Origin of the sequence: Halopiger goleimassiliensis, from assembly GCF_000455345.1 — an archaeon.
Taxonomy (GTDB): Archaea; Halobacteriota; Halobacteria; order Halobacteriales; family Natrialbaceae; genus Halopiger_A; species Halopiger_A goleimassiliensis.
This window is the reverse complement of sequence record NZ_HG315690.1, coordinates 2,303,138-2,320,415: the sequence shown is the minus strand read 5'-3', so window position 1 is coordinate 2,320,415 and position 17,278 is coordinate 2,303,138. Positions and strand designations below refer to the sequence as shown.

Genomic DNA, 17,278 nt, shown 5'->3' with positions numbered 1-17,278 from the left:
GAACCGCAAGTACGTGAGCGAAGGATCAGTCGTCGGAAACCGCGGGGTACCGCTCCGCGGTCGGCGTTCGATCCCCGGATCGGCGGTCGTCCGCGTCGGTTCGGCCCGGATCGGTAACGGCGTCCGCGTCGCGTCGCTGGGCCGCACCTGCGGCGTTCGTCACCGCGATCATCACGACCGCCCAGACGCCCACCAGCACGAGCGCGACTATCGGTGAGGGACTCATCTCGAGCGACACTCGGCACTACCCGGCTATGAACGCTCCGGTCGACTACCACCGCGTGGGAATTTCGTTCGTCACTCCGTCGCTGGCGGCTCCTCGGCGACGTCGGTGATCGCGTGGACGCTGACGTCGGTCGGACGCTTCGTGAACTGGCCCAGCGAGCGGGCGACGATCCGGTCGACCCCCCGGTCCGCGGCCAGATCGAGCAGGCGCTGGCTCAAAATAGCGTCGAGGACGACCGTCGTCGGGACCTCCTCGAGCGACTCGAGCGCGTCGTCGGCGTCGCTGGCGTCGGTCTCCTCGATCGTCTCGCCGTCGGCGTCGAGAAACCGAACGCGGTCGGTTCCCTCGCGGATGACCTCGTTCGCGTGTCCGTAAACGGTCTCGGGTGTGCCCGGCTCTGCCGGTTCTGCGGTCGATTCGGCGGAGTCCGCAACGTCGGTAGCGGCGGTCGCCTCGGATCCCGGCTCGTCGACCTGTGGCTGGTCGGGCGTCTCGAGGTCAGTCGGTGTGCCCAGTTCCCGCTGCCCCTCGTTCGCGGGATCGGTCGCGGTCACGTCGTCCTCTCGCGGCGTGGTCTCGGGTGCGTCGATCGAGGGCGAGCGCGGTTCGCTGCGGGTCGGTGCGGGCGCGGGCGTCGAACTGCCGTCGGTCGCGGCGACGGCTTCCCGGGGTTCGTTCAGGCCGGAGACGGAGTCGTAGGGAACCTTGTTGCGCAGCGCCGCGAACAGTTCGTGGTGGTCGAGTTCCTCGACGGATTCGCCGGAGGGGGCGAAGGCGACGTAGTCGACGTCGCCGACCTGGGCGAGTTCCTCGAGGATGAGGTCACCCCCGCGGTCGCCGTCGAGGAAGGCCGTGACGGTGCGGTGGCGCGTGAGTTCGGCCACCGCGTCGGGGACGTTCGTCCCCTCGACCGCGATCCCGTTCTTGATGCCGTACTTGAGCAGGGTGAGCACGTCGGCCCGTCCCTCGACGACGATGATGGCGTCGCTGTCGGTCACCCGGGGGCCGGCCGGCAGTCCCTCGTACTCGGTGATGTCCTCGACGCGGACGTGTTCGCGGACCTCCGCGAGGATCTCCTCGGAGGTCATCACGCTGTCGTCGAAGCCCGTCTCGAGCAGTTCCTTCGCGCGCTCGACGACCTCCTTGCGCTTTGCCGCCCGGACGTCCTCGATCTCGGTGACCTGGAGGTCGGCCCGGCAGGGACCCACCCGGGTGATCGTCTCGAGCGAGGCGGCCAGCGTCGCAGTCTCGACCTTGTCCAGGCTGGTCGCGATCGTCACCGTGCCGTGTGACTGGCCGGCAGTGCTGGCTATCTCGACGTCGATGCGTCCGACTTTCTGTGACTGGCGGAGATCGCGGAGATCGAGCTCGTCGCCGAGCAGGCCTTCGGTCTGGCCGAAGATCGCGCCGACGACGTCGCTGCGCTCGACGACCCCGTCAGCCGTAACGTCCGCGTGGATGAGGTATTTCGAGGTGTCTTCCATGTGAGATCCGTTCCCCGGAGGGGGAAGCGGTGGCCGGATATCGCGTACGGCAACCGATTTGCGGAAACCTAGGATCGTGAGAGGCAAATAGCTGTTGTCCCGTCGATCCCGCCGCGTCGGTGGTCTCGAGCGATCTCTCTCCCCGATCGCCAGTGGTGACGCCGACGAGCGGTTCGGTCGGCTTCGATCAGTAGTTCGGCCGGTACCAGTACCAGTAGGCCGTGACCACGAGCAACACCACCAGCCCGCCGAGGAAGAACAGCAGGCCCGGCGGGATCGTCGAGAAGACCGCGTCGGCCCCCTCGAGGACGCCGTCGGCGTCGCCCGGGGCTGCGGTCGGGTCAGCGTCGACGGGGACCTCATCACCTACGAGCGTGTCGCCGCCATCCGGCGTTACGTCGCCAGCGTCGGCCGCGTCCTCCTCGATCTCCAAGCTACCGACGTCGTCACCACTCTCGGCGTCCGCGTCGGATTCGCCGTTGCCTGCGTCCGCCCCGCCGTCGCCAGCGTCGTCGTCCGAGTGGAAGTATTCGGGTTCGCTGCCACCCTGGGCCGCGCCGTCCGCACCCGTCGTGGGACCGCCGAACCAGCGGGTGAGGCCGTACTGCACCAGGAGGCTACCCCCGGCCAGCGCTCCGATCCCGCCGATCAGCCGCGAGATGGCCTCCTTGAGCTGGGAGCCGGTCGACTCGTCGCTGGTGACGATGAGGGCGCTGTCGGTCGTCGCGTAGACGCTCATCTCGTTGCCACGCGAGGAGTACCACGTGTCGACGACCTCGACGAGGCCCGCGTCTTCGAGGTTCTCGAGGTGGTAGCGGACGTTCTGAATTGAGGAGTCGATCGCGTCCGCGACGTCGCTGGGGGTGCCGGGTTCCTCGTCGAGTCGCGTGTAGATCTCCCGTGCAGTGGTCGAGGAGAGCGCGCTGAAGACGGCGTCGGCGTCTTCGCCCTCGAGGTCGACGACGCGAGGGACCCCGTCCTTGGAGGGCGTCTCGGATCGGAGCGGGAACAAACGAGCCATATCGTCGCTTGCTTTCATTCGCCGGGCGGGGCATATACGCCTTTTCCTACGTGAAAGAGCGGTTTTAGCTACGACAAATCGACCGGCGGCGTGGCGGTACCGATCGATGAATCTTCGTCTTCGAACGCGACTGTCGAAGGAAAAATATTACCCAATTCGACCACGACCACCGGCTATGAAACGGATCGAGCAGTGGGGGTGGCTGGCGGTCGCGCTCGTCCTCTGTGCGTTCGCGATCCCCTGGTTCCTGTGGGGGGACGCCACGATCGTCGCCGGACTGCCGCTGTGGCTCTGGTGGCACGTCGGCTGGATGGTCCTCGCTTCGGCCGTCTTCTGGCTGTTCGCCCGTCGGGCGTGGGGAGTGGGAATCGAACCGGACGCCACGGCGTCCGCAAGCGAGTCCGGAGGTGACCGTCCGTGAGTCTGGCGCTGCAACTGGGGATCATCGTCGGCTACCTCGTGCTGGCGCTGCTGGTCGGCGCGGTCGCCTACCGCGTCGCCGAGCGGACCGCGGAGGACTTCTACCTGGCCAGCCGAACGCTGGGGACGGTCGTGTTGTTGTTCACGACGTTCGCGACCCTGCTGTCGGCGTTTACCTTCTTCGCCGGCCCCGACGTCGCCTACGAGGAAGGCCCCGCGTGGGTGCTCGTGATGGGGCTGATGGACGGGATCATCTTCGCGATCCTCTGGTACCTGATCGGCTACAAGCAGTGGCTGCTCGGCCAGCAACGCGACTACGTGACCCTCGGCGAGATGCTCGGCGACCGGTTCGGATCGACGCGCCTCCGTGCCCTCATCGCCGGCGTCAGCCTGCTCTGGCTCTTCCCCTACGTCATGCTCCAGCAGGCCGGTGCGGGGACGGCGCTGTCGGCGCTGACCGACGGCGCAGTCCCCTACGCCGCCGGTGCCGGACTCATCACCGCGTTCATGATCCTCTACGTCGTCGTCGCCGGGATGCGCGGCATCGCCTGGACCGACACCCTCCAGGGCGCGTTCATGCTCGTCACCACCTGGGTCGCGCTGGTGTGGGTGCTCGCCGTCGTCGGCGGGCCGTCCGCGGCGACCGCGGCGCTCGAGGCCGAAGCCGCGGGCCACCTCTCGCTGGGCGGCGGCCTCTACACGCCCCAGTGGATGCTCTCGACCGCGATCACGATCGGGTTCGGCGTGGCGATGTTCCCGCAGGTGAACCAGCGCTTCTTCGCGGCCGGGTCGCGGACGGTACTCAAGCGCTCGTTCGCGCTGTGGCCGATCCTCTGTGTGTTGCTGTTCGTCCCCTCGTTCATGCTGGGCGCGTGGGCTCGAGGGCTCGGCGTGACCTTCCCCGAGGGCGGCAACGTCCTCCCGGCGATGCTCGGCGAGTTCACGCCCGCCTGGTTCGCCGCGGTCGTCGTCGCCGGCGCGATGGCCGCGATGATGTCCTCCTCGGACTCGATGCTGCTGTCGGGCTCGTCGTACTTCACGCGGGACCTCTACCGGCCGTTCGTCGACCGCGGACTCTCGGAACGGGCCGAGGACCTGATCGCCCGCCTCGTCGTCGTGCTGTTCGCGACGGCCGCGTTCGTCGCGACTCTCTTCAATCCCGCGACGCTGTTCGAACTCGGCGACGCGGCCTTCAGCGGCTTCGCCCAGCTCGCGCTCCCGGTGTTGCTCGCGCTCTACTGGCGTCGCACGACCAGAGCGGGCATGACCGCCGGCATCGTCGTGAGCCAGGCGTTCTACCTCACGACGTTGTTCCGCGGCACCATCGTCGCCGCTCTCGAGGCGCTGGCGACGCTGCCGGTGGTCGGCGCGGTCACCCCCTCGCTGATCGCCGTCCTCACGACGGTCTTCCGGCCGACCTACGCCGGGTGGACGGCCGGCATCGTCGGCATGTTGCTCGGCCTGGTCGTCACCGTCGGCGCGTCGCTTCTCACGTCGCCGGCGGCCGACGAACGGCAAGCGATCTACTTCGAGGGGCTGCGGGCCGACTGACGTATTCGACGCTCGAGCGAGAATTGAAGCGATATAACGCCGCTTGCGTCTATCGACGATAGTTCTCGACGATGGATACAGGTCACCTGGGGTGGCGCGCGCTGTCGACTGCCCGAACGACTGTGAGGCCAGTCGATGAAGCCGTGCGAGGTCTTCGTGAGCTGCGCGGGACCGCCAGGTCCCGCGAACTGATCGCGCGGCGCAGCCGCGCGACACGAAGCGAACGAAGGCTTGGAAGACGCTTGCGTCTTCCAGTGGATGAGTGAGGGAGCGTAGCGACCGAGCGTTAGCGCGGAACCTCTGGTTCCGCGAACCATGCGAACGGGCAGAGCGCGGCGCTACGCGCCGCGATGTCGGGGCGGCTGCGCCGCCCCGCCGCGCCCGTGAGCAGAAATCGGCTGGGGAGGGCGAGGCGCGAACGGAGTGAGCGCCTCGAAATGCGAACGGGGAACGGAGTGACCCGTGAGCGGCGTGGCCACTCCCCGTGTCCACGATAGCAGCGCGCTTCGTTTTCCCATTCAAATCTCCGAATATACCAATCGACAGCAGGTCTATCGATCGCTCCGTATTGGAGGCCAGCGCGGAAACGATTGCTCGAGAGTCGTCGGCCGCCACGGAGCTACTGTCGTGCGTTGATCAGACTCGCGAGTTGCCGAACGTGACCACCAGCGGTCCGTACGAACGCTCGAGTACGTCGCGAACCGCCAAAGCAGCCCTCACCGAACGCGCCCGCCGGAACCGCCAGACCGAAACCCCCTGACGTCGAACGACCGACGATGACCGTCGATCTGCCGGACTCGTTCGCCGACGAGTGGGAGCCGGTCACGACCCTGACCGACGAGCGCAGTGTCACCCTCGTCACGCTCGAGGCAGCCACGACCGTCTACGAGCCGGCCGGAGCCGCGACGCCAGCTACCGGTGACCTCCCGTTGCGATCGCTGTTCGTCGTGGACCTGGATATCTCGCCGCCGCTGTCGATGGTCGGCATCGAACCGACCGGGGTGCTCTCGATGGCCGCGCTGAAGGCCAAGGACAGCTTCGTCGAACTCGCCGAGGACGAGGGGCTGGACGTCGACGGCGTCCGGGATACCCTCCCGTTCGAGAGCCCGTCGGGCGAACCGGGCAAGTGGTACGTCCTCGACGTGACCTTCCCGCTCCCGGGGGACGGAACCGACGGGACCGCTGCCCGTGTCGACGCCGAGGCGCACGTCGTCGTCTGGCCGACCGAGACGAGTTTCGGCGTGGCCGGCGGCACCCTCCCGCTCGAGACCGTCGCGGACGTCTCCCCGAATCGTGACCGCGACCGGGACCGGATCGCCCGACTGACGCGTACGCTCGGGGACGGTACGGGTGACTCGAGCGATGTGGACGCGTCCCAGGGCGCGAATTCGCCGCTCGATTCCGACGACGGGTAGTCTTTCGGCCGGCTGGACTCGAGTTTCGCGCATCGACGGCTCGTCAGCCCGCCCGAAGGAAATCCGCGGTTACCCGCTAGGCTTATCTCTACCGATTAACTGGGGGCGACCATGTGTGAGGAGTCGCATCCGATCGAGGACGACCCGCCGAAGCCGGCCGCCGGATCGTCGACTCGCCGGTCACGGTGTGGCCCGGTGGTCGACGCGCCGCCGCGAGCGCCCGTACTCGAGCGGATCGACGATCCGGTGTACGCCGTCGACGAGGCCTCTCGCTGTACGTACGCCAACGACGCCGCTCGCGAGCAGTTCGACGTCGAACCGGACGACGTACTCGACTCGGACGGTGGGACGGACGTCCGTACGAGCGAGGAACGCGCCGACGGGGACGACCCGTCGCTCCCCTTCGCGGAGTCACACCGCCGCGCGCTCGAGCACGGGCAGCCGGTCACGACGGAAACGTACTACGAACCCGCCGACGCGTGGTTCGAGGGACGGTGTTTCCCGGACGACGACGGCGTCACCGTCTACGTGCGCGACGTGACGGATCGCAAACGGCGGGAACTGGAACTCGAAGAGGGGAACCGCCGCCTTCGGTCGATCTTCGAGGACGCCCACGACGCGATCCTGCTCGGCGACGACGACGGGATCACGGCGGCGAACCCCGCCGCGTCCGAACTGCTCGGTCTCGAGCGCGAGGAACTGTACGGCCGTTCGTTCACGGAGTTCCTCGACGACGACTCGGACTTCCGCGAAGCCTGGGAAACGTTCCTCGAAGAGGGTCGACAGCGCGGCTCCCGCTCCATCGATCGACCGGACGGCGAGGAACGTATCGTCGAGTACAACGCGGTCGCGCACGTCCTTCCGGGGACGCACATGTCGATCCTCCGGGACGTGACGGAGGCCCGGAAGCGCGAGCGGGAACTCGAACGCCAACGCGAACGCCTCGCGGCGCTCGATCACGTCAACCGCGTCGTCCGCGAGATCAACGCCGCCATCGTCGACGGTTCCAACCGTGACGAACTCGAACACCTGACCTGTGAGACGCTCGCGAGTTCCCCGTCGTACGAGTTCGCGTTCGTTCTCGAGGTCGACGCCGCGACCGGCGCAATCTCCGAACGCGTCGAGGCCGGCGTCGACGGCTATCTCGCCTCGATCGACCTGTCGACGGACGCCGACGAGCCGATCGGTCGCGGGCCGGTCGGACAGGCCGTCCGGACCCAGGAGGTTCAGGTCGTGAACGACGTCTTCGACGACCCCGCCTTCGAACCCTGGCGGGACGCCGCCCGGGAGTTCGGCTATCGCTCGGCCGCCGCCATCCCTATCGTCCACGACGGGGTCCTCTACGGCATCCTCGGGATCGCGAGCGGCCGCTCGAACGCCTTCACCGACGAGGAGTGTGACGTCGTCGCCCAACTCGGCGAGATCCTGGGCCACGCGATCGCCGCCCTCGAGCGTCGCCGCGTGCTGCTCGGGGACGCGGTGACCGAACTCGAACTCGTCATCGACGACGCGACCACGCTGTTCGACGGCCCGCCGATGACCGATCGGACGATCCAGTTCGATCGCGTCGTCCGAATCGGCGACGGGGAGTACCTCGAGTACGGGTCGACCGCTCCCGAGACGTATCCGGCAATCGAGGAACTGGTCGACTGTGTCCCCCACTGGGAGTCGGTTTCGGTCGTCGAGGAGTCGCGGGATCGAATCACCTTCGAACTCCAGATCGACGATCCGCCGCTGTTCTCGCTCGTCGACGCCTACGGCGGCTACGTCGACGAGGCGGCGATCCACGACGGCGATTACGTGACGACGCTGCACCTCCCGGCCGGGACCGACGTCCGCTCGCTCCTCGAGGATATCAAACAGGTCTACCCGGAGACGCGGACGCTCGCCCACCGCCAGCGAAGCCCTGCGACCGAGTCGATCGACCGGCTGCAGGAGTACCTCTCCGAGAAGCTGACCGATCGCCAGCGGACGGCCCTCGAGACGGCCTACGCCGCCGGCTACTTCGAGTGGCCGCGTAACAGTTCCGGGGAGGACGTCGCCCAGACGCTGGATGTCACGCCGGCGACGTTCCACGAACACCTCCGGGCAGCCCAGGAGAAGGTTTTCGAGACGATCCTCGAGGACGAAGCCAGCGGACCCGGCCGCTGATACGAGTTCCTGTATTTCCGGCGTACCCGACCCGGGCGGCGGATGCGCCAATACATCGGTACAGCAATCCATACGAAACGAACGTCTCCGGTTCGCTCACCGAACGAATCCGACGTCGTCGCGCTCGATACGCGGACGGCCTGGAGTCAAGACCAGGGGTCGGTCCCCGTCAGAGTCACGCGGGCCGGCGGGTTCAGCCGCCAGTTCGACCGAGGATATCCGGCGTTCGGATAGATTCCTCGCCCGATCGATCGGCAATCTTATGGCCGGACGCGCCGTCGGCCCGGTAATGTCAGTTGAAAAACAGTGGCGGGTGGATCTCGAGAATCTCGAGAAACAGGTCGATACGGCTCCGACGATCGTCGATGACACGATCTACGTCGGCTGTGACGACGGAGTCGGATCCGAGACGGGAGTCCTCTGTGCGTTCGAGAGCGAAACCGGGAGCGAGCGATGGCGATTCGAAACCGGTGACGAAATATCGGGAGCGCCGGCAGTCGTCGACGGGACCGTCCTGGTGGGGAGCGAGGACGGGATCTGCTATGCAGTCGACGCGGCCGACGGCACCGAACGGTGGCGATACGATTTCGATTCCCTGGTGTACGAGATGCCGTCCCCGGCAGTCCTCGACGGGACCGCCTACGTCGGAACGCACGAACACGGGACCCCTCACCTCTGTGCCCTCGACGTCGAGGGGGGATCCGTACGGTGGCGACGCGAAATGGACGGCGGGATCAAGACGGCACCGACGGTGATCGACGGCCCGGCGGAGCGAACGGTCGTGGTCACCGTCGATCCCGTCATGGACGACGCCTCGCTCGTTGCGCTCGATGCTGGTGACGGCTCCGAACGCTGGCGATACACGACCGAGACGCCGCTCGAGACGGCACCGGCGGTTGCCTCGCGGGAAGTCCCGACCGACGCGGCAGACGACCACCCGGCGGTCTTTCTCCTCGATCGATACCAGTCCGCCGTGACGCGGGCCTACGACGCGTTAGCCGACGACGATACGTCCGTTCCGCCGAGCGTCGAACGGGAACAGGCGGCGGGAACGGGTGGCTCGATTTACTGTTTCGATGCCGTGACCGGTGAGAAGCGGCTACAGATCGGGACGCCGGCACCACCGACGACGACGCCGACGATCGCCGACGGGACCCTCTATGCGGGGACCGAAGCCGGCACGCTGTTCGCCGCCGACGTCGGGACGGGAGAACTGCAGTGGGAACAACAACTCGGTATCGAGTCTCCGACCCGCGTGACGGCCGCACCGACGGTCGTGGGCGATCAGGTCGTCACGGCGACGGCCCAGGGAGGACTGTTCGGCCTCGACACCGACGGCGGAGACGTGGCGTGGATGGAACCAGTCGGCATGATCCGTGGCTGTGCACCGATCGCCGTCGACGGCACAGTCTACATCGGTGGATCCAACGGCGTTGCAGCCGTCGACGTCCCCGACTGTACCGGTAACAGTCGCGGCTCGCGAGTCCGACGAGCGACGCTCGGACATCACGACGAGACGGCCCATCGGCGAACGAAACCGGAAACTGACGATACGTGTCTGCACTGTGGGACGGATCTCTCGGCCGTCGAATCGCCGTCCTACTGCTGGAACTGCGGCTGGGAACTCCGGGATCCGTAAGCGCGTTCCTCGCGGCTCGGTGGTGAGTCTGGTGTTTTTTATAAGCACCGCCCCCACGTCCACGTATGCAGACCCACATCGTCCCGGTCGGATTCGACTACGACCGGCTGATCGCGCCGCTCGTCCGCGATCAGATCGACGTCGACAAGGTCATCTTGCTCGAGGGTGCCGTCGGCAGCGAGGCCAACGTCGAGTACTCGCGGCACCTCTCGACGAAACTCGAGACGGACTTCCAGAACCTGCTGGGGGCCGACACCGAACGGTTCGTCTTAGAGGACGTCTACGACTACGACGAGGCGTTCGAACAGGCCTACGAACTCATCACGACGGAACTGGACGGCGGCAACGAGGTCTGGGTCAACGTCGCCGCGATGCCCCGGACGGTCAGTTTCGCGTTCGCGAACGCCGCCCACTCGCTGATGGTCGAACGCGAGGACGATCGCGAACACATTCACACCTACTACACCGCCCCCGAGAAGTACCTCGAGACCGAACTCGCGGAGGAACTGCGCGAACAGATCGCCCTGCTGGAGGACCTCGAGGACGCTGACCTCGACGCCGACGTGGGCGTGGACCGGATTCGACGCCGCCTCGAGAGCGCCCGGGACCTGCTCTCGGAGTTCGACGAGCGCGGGACGACCATCGGCGCGAAGGAGATCGACGGCGATCACATCGTCGAACTTCCGGTGGCCTCCTTCTCGAACGTCAAACCCTTCGAGGAACTCATCCTCTACAAACTCGGCGAGGACGGCGAGTTCGATTCGGTGTCGGAGCTCGCGGAGTCGCTGGCGCGCGAACTCAACGAGGAGTACACCGATAGCTTCCGCTCGAAGGTGATCTACAACGTCGATCGTCTGGGTCCGGGCGGGAAGGGGTACATCGAGCGCGAGGAACACGGGAAATCCTACCGGACGCGCCTCTCACGGATCGGCGAGCTCTGGGTCCGCGCCCACTCGGACAGCGACGGCGGTTCGCTGGATGCGTGACGGAACGCTCTAGGGAGCCGGCTCCGGGAGACGGATCCGGAGTTGCCGGTGCTGCTCGCCGGGTTTCGGTACCCTGTGACCCGCGGACGCCGACCGCTCGACGACCGACGGCATCGACGAAGGCCTCGTACAACGCCTCGAGAGCGTGTTGGCGAACACCGATCGCGACTCGTCGGCCGACGACGCGCTCGAACCGCTGTTAGCCGCACTCGCCGCGCAGGCCGAACCGAGCAGTGACGACGACGTCGACGAAGCGAACGCGGCGGTCGACCGGTTCGAGACGGCCGTCGACCAGTTCCGGGAATTTGCGCGCTCAGGCGTATGCAGCGTCGAACTGGGTCCGAATCGCACGCAACTGCTCTCCGTCCGGCCCTTCCTCGTCACCGAGTCGCTCGCGCTGTGCTGGGTCGACATCTGCTGCGATCTCCTCGAGATATCCGTTCACGTAGTTGTCGACGACGGACGAAAGCGTCTCCGCTGCCGTCTTCGCCGCTTCGCTGTCCGAGTAGTAGGTCGGATGCACGTTCCGGGCCAGTCGCGCCACGAACGTCCCGAGTTCGTCCCCGTCGCCGGTGACTGCTCGCGATTCGACCGTCCCGTCGATCTCCGACTGGAGTCGGTCGTAGGCGGCGATGTACGTCTCGTACGCGTCGAACAGCGCCGGATACTCCGTCGTCGAAATGGTTTCCATCGCCTCGATGCTCTCGCTGTACGTCTCCGGCGATGCTGGGAGTTCGACGTCGATCGTCACGCCTTCCGGGGCGTTTTCTTTCAACGCTTCGTTCCTCGCTTCGAACGCGTCGATACAGGCGACCGTCCCGCCGACGAGGTCGATCTCGTCGTCGACGACGGTAGCAGCGGCATTGGCTGGTCCGGTAATTCCGACGTACGCGGCCGTCGCGTACATGAGTCCGACGGCCCACTCGCTGTATGACCAGTCCGGCAACAGCCCCGTCAAATACAGGCCACCGAAGCCGAGGATCGGAACGACGAGCACGACTGCTGAAAGCGCCATCGTCTGTCGCCTGTTCCGACCGTAATACATGATGTACCCGTCGTTTATGTATCGGAACGTAGCGATGAACGCAGCGACGATAACAGCCAATACCGCCGAGAGGGAATCGATGAAGAGCACGATCCCGAAGACGACGGTCCCGAGACCAACCAGCATCCCCGTGTAACCGACGTAGTAGCCCGGGTTTCTGAGAGTTCCGAGTTCGTTTCGAATGTCCGACGGTGAGAGCAGCCCAAAACAGAGGTAGGCGCTCAGGCCACAACCGAGTCCGATACACAGGAAAAAGACGCCGAATGCCCATACCGATGCCAACTCGCCAGTACTGCTCACGTCCGTCACACTGTCGATGAAACCGAAGTACAGGAGCGCTGCAACTCCGCCGACCCACCCGATCAGCACGGAAAGGAGCGTCGAGAGAAACGTGTAACGGCGCGGAAATATTCGTCCGAAAGCGATTCCCTGGTAGGTCGATCGCTCCGACCACGACAGTTCGTCCATTACATCCCCCATAGTATACCGATTACTCGTTTCAACTAACTCTATTTATATCTTATTTGATCACGGAAAACGAAACCCCGGGTCGTGCTGAATGTCGTTCCTGGCAGTGACGAATTATGGCTGACAGTAGGCTGACTCAGTGCTCGGGAACTCGTCTCTCCTCGTACGAGGCCAACTGCAACAATCTTAATAGTCCCTCTGGGCGACCGGCAGTCATGGAACACCGGGAGACGGCAATATCGAAGACGGTCGAATACGAGACGGCGACGTGCGTCCACTGCGGTGAGGCGGTGTTCGTGGACGACGACGTCGACAACGTCGACGACCTTCCGGAGGGGGTGACCGTCGTCGTCGGTGGCGGCGAGCACATGACCGTCGAACGAACGGATCGCACGGCTCGAGTGAAGACGTACCGAACGCCGACGGTTCTCGTGAAGTGGTTCCTCGGCGAGTCGGATGGGGACCTCCTCGAGCAACACATGTGTCGGTCCTGTGCCGATGCCGTCTACGGCTTCGCGGAGTGACCATGTCGAGGAAAACAGCCGTCACCGAGGAACGGTCCTACGCGACCGATCGCTGTCACGTCTGTGACACCGAGGTCGCGCTCGACGACGTTCCCGACGACGTCGTAGAGCCGCGGGGATACGCCGTGGTCCTGGGTGAAGGGTCGGTGAGCCGCGAGTCCGAAGAGGCCGGCAACTGGGACGAGGAAATCCAGTTCGAACTCGATCAGGACGCCACGGAACTGCCGACCGTGTCGGCGTACGTCGTCTGTGAGGACTGTACAGAGTCGATCCACGGACTGCCGTCCGAAACGCCGCCGTACACCGGCCGGTTGCCGAGAGAGATCGCCGCGGGATCCGACGCGATCGGCAGCGGCGCGTTCGGCGAGTCCAACGCGCTCGCCTATCTGGTCGGTGCCGTCTTCCTCCTGCTCGTCCTCCTCGTTCTCTTCTTCTAGATCTGCTCGAGCAACTCGGCCTTTTTCTCCTCGAACTCCGCCTCGGAGATGGCGCCGTCTTCTTTCAGGTCGCCCAGTCGCTCGAGTTTGTCCAGCGGATCGTCCTCGTTTGCGCCGCTCTCGCTGTCCGACCCCTGGGCTTTTGACATCTTCGTCCGGACGAAATCACACATCGCCTCGGCCGCGTCGTCCGAGAGTTTCCCGACGCCGATGCCGTAGACCTTCGAGGCCGTCTCGATCCGGAGTTTCTTCTTGACGAGGCCGGTGCTCAGATTCACCGAAGAGATGTTCTCGTATCGGATGCTCTGGGATTCGTACCCGAACGGGTTTTTCTTCTTCTTGACGACGATGCGTTTGTCCGTCGCGGCAGTCCGCTGTGCGAGGACGTCGTCGACGTCGTCGCCGTCGATCTCGAACTGTTCGCCCGCGCTCCGGGCGAGGAAGTGGACCTTCTCGCCCGGGTCGAGATACTTGTCGATTCTCTTTACTTCTTTCTTATTTGCGAACTCGTTTTGCGGTTCGCAGTCCAGATCGGCGTTCTCGAGATGTACGTTCTCGTCGACGTCGAAGAGTCCCATGGGGGATGGAGGATAGTACGAATACTTATACTAATCGGGCCGACGAGTGTATCGTCTTCCGAACCGTCGGACGGATCCCCGGACGACGTATCTAGGATCCGATTGGATTAGCCCGCTACCCCGTCGAACTCCCACGGCTTCAGGCCGCGTCCCGTTCGGACCGCAGCAGGCCGTATCGATACCAGTCCTGCCACTCGCCGTCGACGTAGACCTCGTTCCGGAACGTCCCCTCCTGCTCGAACCCGAGCGATTCGAGGACGCCCTGTGAGGCGTGGTTCGCCGCGAAGGCTTTGGCGACGACCTTGTGGAGGCCGAGGGTCTCGAACGCGTACTCGAGTACGAGCCGACTCGCGTCCGTCGCGTAGCCGTTCCCCTGTTCGTCGGGCGCGATCCAGAACGCGAGTTCGCCGCGGCGATATCGTCGATCGCCCGGCTTTTCGCGGATCAGTAACACGAGGCCGACCGGTTCGCCGTCCTTGCAGACGAGCAACGCGATCGTGTCGTCGCTTTGCCCCAGGGTTCCCCCGATGTACCGCTCTACGTCTTCCGTCCCGGAGGGGGAGGCCGCAGTTCGGGTCGCTCGAACGCGGGGATCGTTTTCGTTTCTCGCGAGAAACTCGCGGTCTTCGGGTTCCGGCACCCGGAGCGTGATCGCTTCCCCGGTGAGGAATGCAGCGCCAGGCATCGTCCGTCGTTCGGATCAACGACGGATAATTCTGGCTGTGGAACCACTCTCCGTAACGGATCGGTTCGGACTCGAGCGGGTCGTCACCTCCATCCGTCCCGTCGCCTCGCGAGTCCACGATCCGCTCCAAACGGATGCCCGTCGGTCGGCACCGCGTCAGGCCGGACAGTTCGGGCGCGTGGCGGGGCCGTCGTCGCTCGAGTCGTACCCGAGCGCCGCCGCGACGTCGACCAGTCCAGCGCCCTGTTCGGTGCCGCCCACGCCGAGGTCTTCGGCGGTCTCGAGGAGTCGCTCCCGGGTTTCGGAAGGGCTGTAGCCGTCGGCCAGGAGGAGGGCAGCGGCCCCCGCGACGTGGGGGGCTGCCATCGAGGTTCCGCTTCGGTCGCCGTAGCCGTCGACGAGCGTCGAACAGACGTCGACGCCGGGGGCCGCGACGTCGACCTCGGGTCCGGTCGAGGAGAAGTCGGCGATCTCGTCGTCGACGTCGGTGGCCGAAACCGCGACGAACTCGTCGTAGGCGGCCGGGTAGCCCACGGAGTCCGGTGCGCCCCGATTGCCCGCGGCGGCGACCGGCAGGACGCCCGCCTCGAGGGCGTACTGGCCGGCGGCTTGTAGTGCGGGGGACTCCCGCGGGGAGCCGAGGCTGAGGTTGATCACGTCCCAGTCCTGGTCGGCGGCGTACCGGATCGCCTCGACGATGGCGGAGGCGCGACAGCCACCAGCGCCGCCGCAGACCTTCAGCGCGTGCAGACGCGCCTCGGGGGCGACGCCGACGACGCCGCTGTCCCCGTCCCCCGCGGCGATGGTTCCTGCCACGTGGGTCCCGTGTCCCTGCTCGTCCGACCACGGCTGTTCGCAGCCCTCGCAGTCGACCCACGACTCGTGGTTGGCGTCGTCGTCCGGGTCCGCCAGGGTGGCCTCGAGGTCGGGATGGGTCGCGTCGATGCCGTGGTCGATGACGCCGACGTCGACGCCATCCCCCAGGACACCCTCCGCGTGGACGATCTCGGCGTCGATCCGGTCGACCCCCCACGGGAGCGTCTGTCCCTCGTCCCGCTCGTCGGCCTGCGTGGAGACGCGCGTCAGGGTGTGATCGGGCTGGACGAAGGCTACGTCGTCGCGGGCGAGCAGGGACTCGAGTCGATCCCTCGAGAAAATGCCCCAGACCAGTTTCAACGACGTGTGGTCCCTGAGATCGGCTTCCCCGGTCCGGCCGTCGGATACTGACGCAGCCGCGTCAGCGCCGTCGGCCGATCTCGTGCCGACGATGTACCGGTCCATCCACTTGTAGACCGCGGCACCGACGCCGAGTCCGAGTGTGCCCGTCCCGGCCGTCTTCAACAGGTCGCGGCGGGACCACGCTCGTCTGCCCATGTGGTCGGTTATTCTTTCGTCTCACTAATAAATCCAGCACACCCGAGATCCGGAAGCCACCCTCGCGTCTGGAACCGGTTAGTTGCGGTCCAGCTCGAGGTCGTCGCGGGATTCGGATCGCTCGGTCTCGCGGTCGTCAGTGGATTCTGATCGTTCTGACCGGCGTTCGACGTTGGACCCAGTCCCCTCGGTCTCGCTCCCTCGAGTTTCGTCAGCGGCCGGTTCGTGTCGCTCCGTCTCGTCGACAGCGTCGGTGGCGGCTGATTCTGCGACAGGTGACGAGCGAGAGCCGGACGTGGTCACTCGAGGAGAGGACTCCTCGACGGGTTCGGTCAGCCCGTCCCGCAGGTCGTCCCCGAAGTGCGCGCCGAACGCGCCGACGGCGAAGCTGAGGACGATCGATCCGAGCAGCGTCGTGGGTGCGATCGACCCGAGCGCGGTCACAGCGGCGACGATCCCGGTTCCGATACCCGCCGCCGCGGCGAGGACGCCGAGATTCGCGAGGACGGCGGCGAGGCCCGCCTCTATCAGGGGGCGATCCTCGATGGCCAGCCCGGCGACAACTCCGCCGCCGAGCATTCCGAGGAAGGAACCGAAGGCAGGGAGCAGTGCCAGTCCTGCGGCTGTTCCGACAGATACCGCCACGAGGGCGATGGCGAACCCGACGGGCGAGAACGGTACCGGGCGGCTATCGCTCACGACCTGTCAGTCCACTGCCGAGCTATTTGACCTTTCCCCTCCCGTTACGCCGATGTCTGGGAGGGGGTCAGTCGACAACGTTCGCATCCGAGACGAGAGCATGGCCGAGCACGTCGCGTGGCTGCTGGCGTACGAAGCAGCCCACCTCGATCTCGCCCGGTTTTCAGACAAGGGACCCGTGGCCGACTGGTTCGAGAGCGAACCCCCGCGACATTCGATCCCCGGCGTCGCCAAAGACGGGGATCCAGTCAGGTACGTGGAGTCGAACCCTCGAGCCGACTTCGTCGTCAGATTTTGGTCTGGAGACGGTAGGCGACTGGATCACTCGAAAGCGAGGACGGCTACGAACGCCGTATCGAACGAATTCTCGGGCCAGGTGAATCGTCACACGCCGGCTGATCTCACTGCTTGACAGTACGGTGATATTGTAGCCGACACGATTTGGCCGATTTCTAGGCATGTCGCCAATCCGATCGTCGCCCTCGGTTCCGAACTCGTGAGACGGTCCCATTCCCGCGAGAAGGTATCAGCTGGTCCGAATGCAACTTATGTTCCTGATCGAAGTAGAGCAGCAG

The 17,278-nt window shown here is 65.8% G+C and carries 17 protein-coding genes; 9 read left to right on the top strand and 8 right to left on the bottom strand.

Annotated elements, in window-relative coordinates; genetic code table 11:
- Positions 1-25: 25 nt before the first annotated feature.
- The 3 genes from TX79_RS11365 to TX79_RS11355 form a co-directional block, all read right to left on the bottom strand.
- Positions 26-226: a hypothetical protein gene (locus TX79_RS11365; RefSeq protein ID WP_154660509.1), complete on the bottom strand. Its 201-nt coding sequence runs from the start codon at positions 224-226 to the stop codon at positions 26-28.
- A gap of 71 nt (positions 227-297) precedes the next feature.
- Positions 298-1,710: a DNA primase DnaG gene (gene dnaG / locus TX79_RS11360; protein ID WP_049927559.1), complete on the bottom strand. Its 1,413-nt coding sequence runs from the start codon at positions 1,708-1,710 to the stop codon at positions 298-300.
- A gap of 187 nt (positions 1,711-1,897) precedes the next feature.
- Positions 1,898-2,731: an ArsR/SmtB family transcription factor gene (locus TX79_RS11355; protein WP_049927558.1), complete on the bottom strand. Its 834-nt coding sequence runs from the start codon at positions 2,729-2,731 to the stop codon at positions 1,898-1,900.
- A gap of 175 nt (positions 2,732-2,906) precedes the next feature.
- Here TX79_RS11355 and TX79_RS11350 point away from each other — a divergent pair, with 175 nt between their 5' ends.
- The 6 genes from TX79_RS11350 to TX79_RS11320 all read left to right on the top strand — a co-directional run bounded on the left by TX79_RS11350 (position 2,907) and on the right by TX79_RS11320 (position 10,893).
- Complete coding sequence (locus tag TX79_RS11350; RefSeq protein ID WP_049927557.1) at positions 2,907-3,152, top strand: DUF3311 domain-containing protein; 246 nt, start codon at positions 2,907-2,909, stop codon at positions 3,150-3,152.
- On the top strand, positions 3,149-4,702 hold the full coding sequence (locus TX79_RS11345; RefSeq protein WP_049927556.1) for a sodium:solute symporter family protein: 1,554 nt from the start codon (positions 3,149-3,151) through the stop codon (positions 4,700-4,702). The genes TX79_RS11350 and TX79_RS11345 overlap by 4 nt, the downstream gene beginning before the upstream one ends.
- Before the next feature lie 776 nt (positions 4,703-5,478).
- Entirely contained in the window at positions 5,479-6,117 is a 639-nt protein-coding gene (locus tag TX79_RS11335) for a hypothetical protein (protein WP_049927554.1), read from the top strand.
- A 111-nt stretch (positions 6,118-6,228) separates the two neighbouring features.
- Positions 6,229-8,268, top strand: coding sequence for a bacterio-opsin activator domain-containing protein (locus tag TX79_RS11330; RefSeq protein WP_049927553.1), 2,040 nt, complete (start codon positions 6,229-6,231; stop codon positions 8,266-8,268).
- A gap of 289 nt (positions 8,269-8,557) precedes the next feature.
- Complete coding sequence (locus TX79_RS11325) at positions 8,558-9,907, top strand: outer membrane protein assembly factor BamB family protein (protein ID WP_195892493.1); 1,350 nt, start codon at positions 8,558-8,560, stop codon at positions 9,905-9,907.
- A gap of 65 nt (positions 9,908-9,972) precedes the next feature.
- Positions 9,973-10,893, top strand: coding sequence for an HFX_2341 family transcriptional regulator (locus TX79_RS11320; RefSeq protein WP_049927551.1), 921 nt, complete (start codon positions 9,973-9,975; stop codon positions 10,891-10,893).
- A gap of 313 nt (positions 10,894-11,206) precedes the next feature.
- On the opposite strand, the gene TX79_RS19330 is transcribed toward TX79_RS11320, so the two are convergent.
- Positions 11,207-11,908, bottom strand: coding sequence for a hypothetical protein (locus tag TX79_RS19330; RefSeq protein ID WP_154660508.1), 702 nt, complete (start codon positions 11,906-11,908; stop codon positions 11,207-11,209).
- Between the two features lie 713 nt (positions 11,909-12,621).
- Between TX79_RS19330 and TX79_RS11310 the strand changes: the two genes are divergently transcribed.
- Entirely contained in the window at positions 12,622-12,930 is a 309-nt protein-coding gene (locus TX79_RS11310) for a hypothetical protein (protein ID WP_049927549.1), read from the top strand.
- A gap of 2 nt (positions 12,931-12,932) precedes the next feature.
- Entirely contained in the window at positions 12,933-13,367 is a 435-nt protein-coding gene (locus TX79_RS11305) for a hypothetical protein (RefSeq protein ID WP_049927548.1), read from the top strand.
- On the opposite strand, the gene TX79_RS11300 is transcribed toward TX79_RS11305, so the two are convergent.
- The 4 genes from TX79_RS11300 to TX79_RS11285 all read right to left on the bottom strand — a co-directional run bounded on the left by TX79_RS11300 (position 13,364) and on the right by TX79_RS11285 (position 16,703).
- Positions 13,364-13,945: a PH domain-containing protein gene (locus TX79_RS11300; protein WP_049927547.1), complete on the bottom strand. Its 582-nt coding sequence runs from the start codon at positions 13,943-13,945 to the stop codon at positions 13,364-13,366. The genes TX79_RS11305 and TX79_RS11300 overlap by 4 nt on opposite strands.
- A 139-nt stretch (positions 13,946-14,084) precedes the next feature.
- Positions 14,085-14,630, bottom strand: coding sequence for a GNAT family N-acetyltransferase (locus TX79_RS11295; protein ID WP_049927546.1), 546 nt, complete (start codon positions 14,628-14,630; stop codon positions 14,085-14,087).
- 156 nt (positions 14,631-14,786) lie between these two features.
- Positions 14,787-16,004, bottom strand: coding sequence for a S8 family peptidase (locus TX79_RS11290; protein ID WP_049927545.1), 1,218 nt, complete (start codon positions 16,002-16,004; stop codon positions 14,787-14,789).
- Positions 16,005-16,082: 78 nt separating this feature from the next.
- Positions 16,083-16,703, bottom strand: a complete 621-nt coding sequence (locus tag TX79_RS11285; RefSeq protein ID WP_195892492.1) for a hypothetical protein — start codon at positions 16,701-16,703, stop codon at positions 16,083-16,085.
- A 100-nt stretch (positions 16,704-16,803) separates the two neighbouring features.
- Here TX79_RS11285 and TX79_RS11280 point away from each other — a divergent pair, with 100 nt between their 5' ends.
- Positions 16,804-17,115 carry a hypothetical protein gene (locus TX79_RS11280; RefSeq protein ID WP_049927544.1) on the top strand — a complete coding sequence of 104 codons (312 nt, stop codon included), beginning with the start codon at positions 16,804-16,806 and terminating at the stop codon, positions 17,113-17,115.
- Positions 17,116-17,278: the final 163 nt, after the last annotated feature.

Bases quoted from the DNA above. Each gene is read 5' to 3' on its own strand.
- TX79_RS11300 (WP_049927547.1), bottom strand. From the start codon at position 13,945: ATGGGACTCTTCGACGTCGACGAGAACGTACATCTCGAGAACGCCGAT.
- TX79_RS11290 (WP_049927545.1), bottom strand. From the start codon at position 16,004: ATGGGCAGACGAGCGTGGTCCCGCCGCGACCTGTTGAAGACGGCCGGG.
- TX79_RS11325 (WP_195892493.1), top strand. From the start codon at position 8,558: ATGTCAGTTGAAAAACAGTGGCGGGTGGATCTCGAGAATCTCGAGAAA.
- TX79_RS11355 (WP_049927558.1), bottom strand. From the start codon at position 2,731: ATGGCTCGTTTGTTCCCGCTCCGATCCGAGACGCCCTCCAAGGACGGG.
- TX79_RS11350 (WP_049927557.1), top strand. From the start codon at position 2,907: ATGAAACGGATCGAGCAGTGGGGGTGGCTGGCGGTCGCGCTCGTCCTC.
- dnaG (WP_049927559.1), bottom strand. From the start codon at position 1,710: ATGGAAGACACCTCGAAATACCTCATCCACGCGGACGTTACGGCTGAC.
- TX79_RS11335 (WP_049927554.1), top strand. From the start codon at position 5,479: ATGACCGTCGATCTGCCGGACTCGTTCGCCGACGAGTGGGAGCCGGTC.
- TX79_RS11365 (WP_154660509.1), bottom strand. From the start codon at position 226: ATGAGTCCCTCACCGATAGTCGCGCTCGTGCTGGTGGGCGTCTGGGCG.
- TX79_RS11280 (WP_049927544.1), top strand. From the start codon at position 16,804: ATGGCCGAGCACGTCGCGTGGCTGCTGGCGTACGAAGCAGCCCACCTC.
- TX79_RS11295 (WP_049927546.1), bottom strand. From the start codon at position 14,630: ATGCCTGGCGCTGCATTCCTCACCGGGGAAGCGATCACGCTCCGGGTG.
- TX79_RS11330 (WP_049927553.1), top strand. From the start codon at position 6,229: ATGTGTGAGGAGTCGCATCCGATCGAGGACGACCCGCCGAAGCCGGCC.
- TX79_RS11305 (WP_049927548.1), top strand. From the start codon at position 12,933: ATGTCGAGGAAAACAGCCGTCACCGAGGAACGGTCCTACGCGACCGAT.
- TX79_RS11320 (WP_049927551.1), top strand. From the start codon at position 9,973: ATGCAGACCCACATCGTCCCGGTCGGATTCGACTACGACCGGCTGATC.
- TX79_RS19330 (WP_154660508.1), bottom strand. From the start codon at position 11,908: ATGGCGCTTTCAGCAGTCGTGCTCGTCGTTCCGATCCTCGGCTTCGGT.
- TX79_RS11310 (WP_049927549.1), top strand. From the start codon at position 12,622: ATGGAACACCGGGAGACGGCAATATCGAAGACGGTCGAATACGAGACG.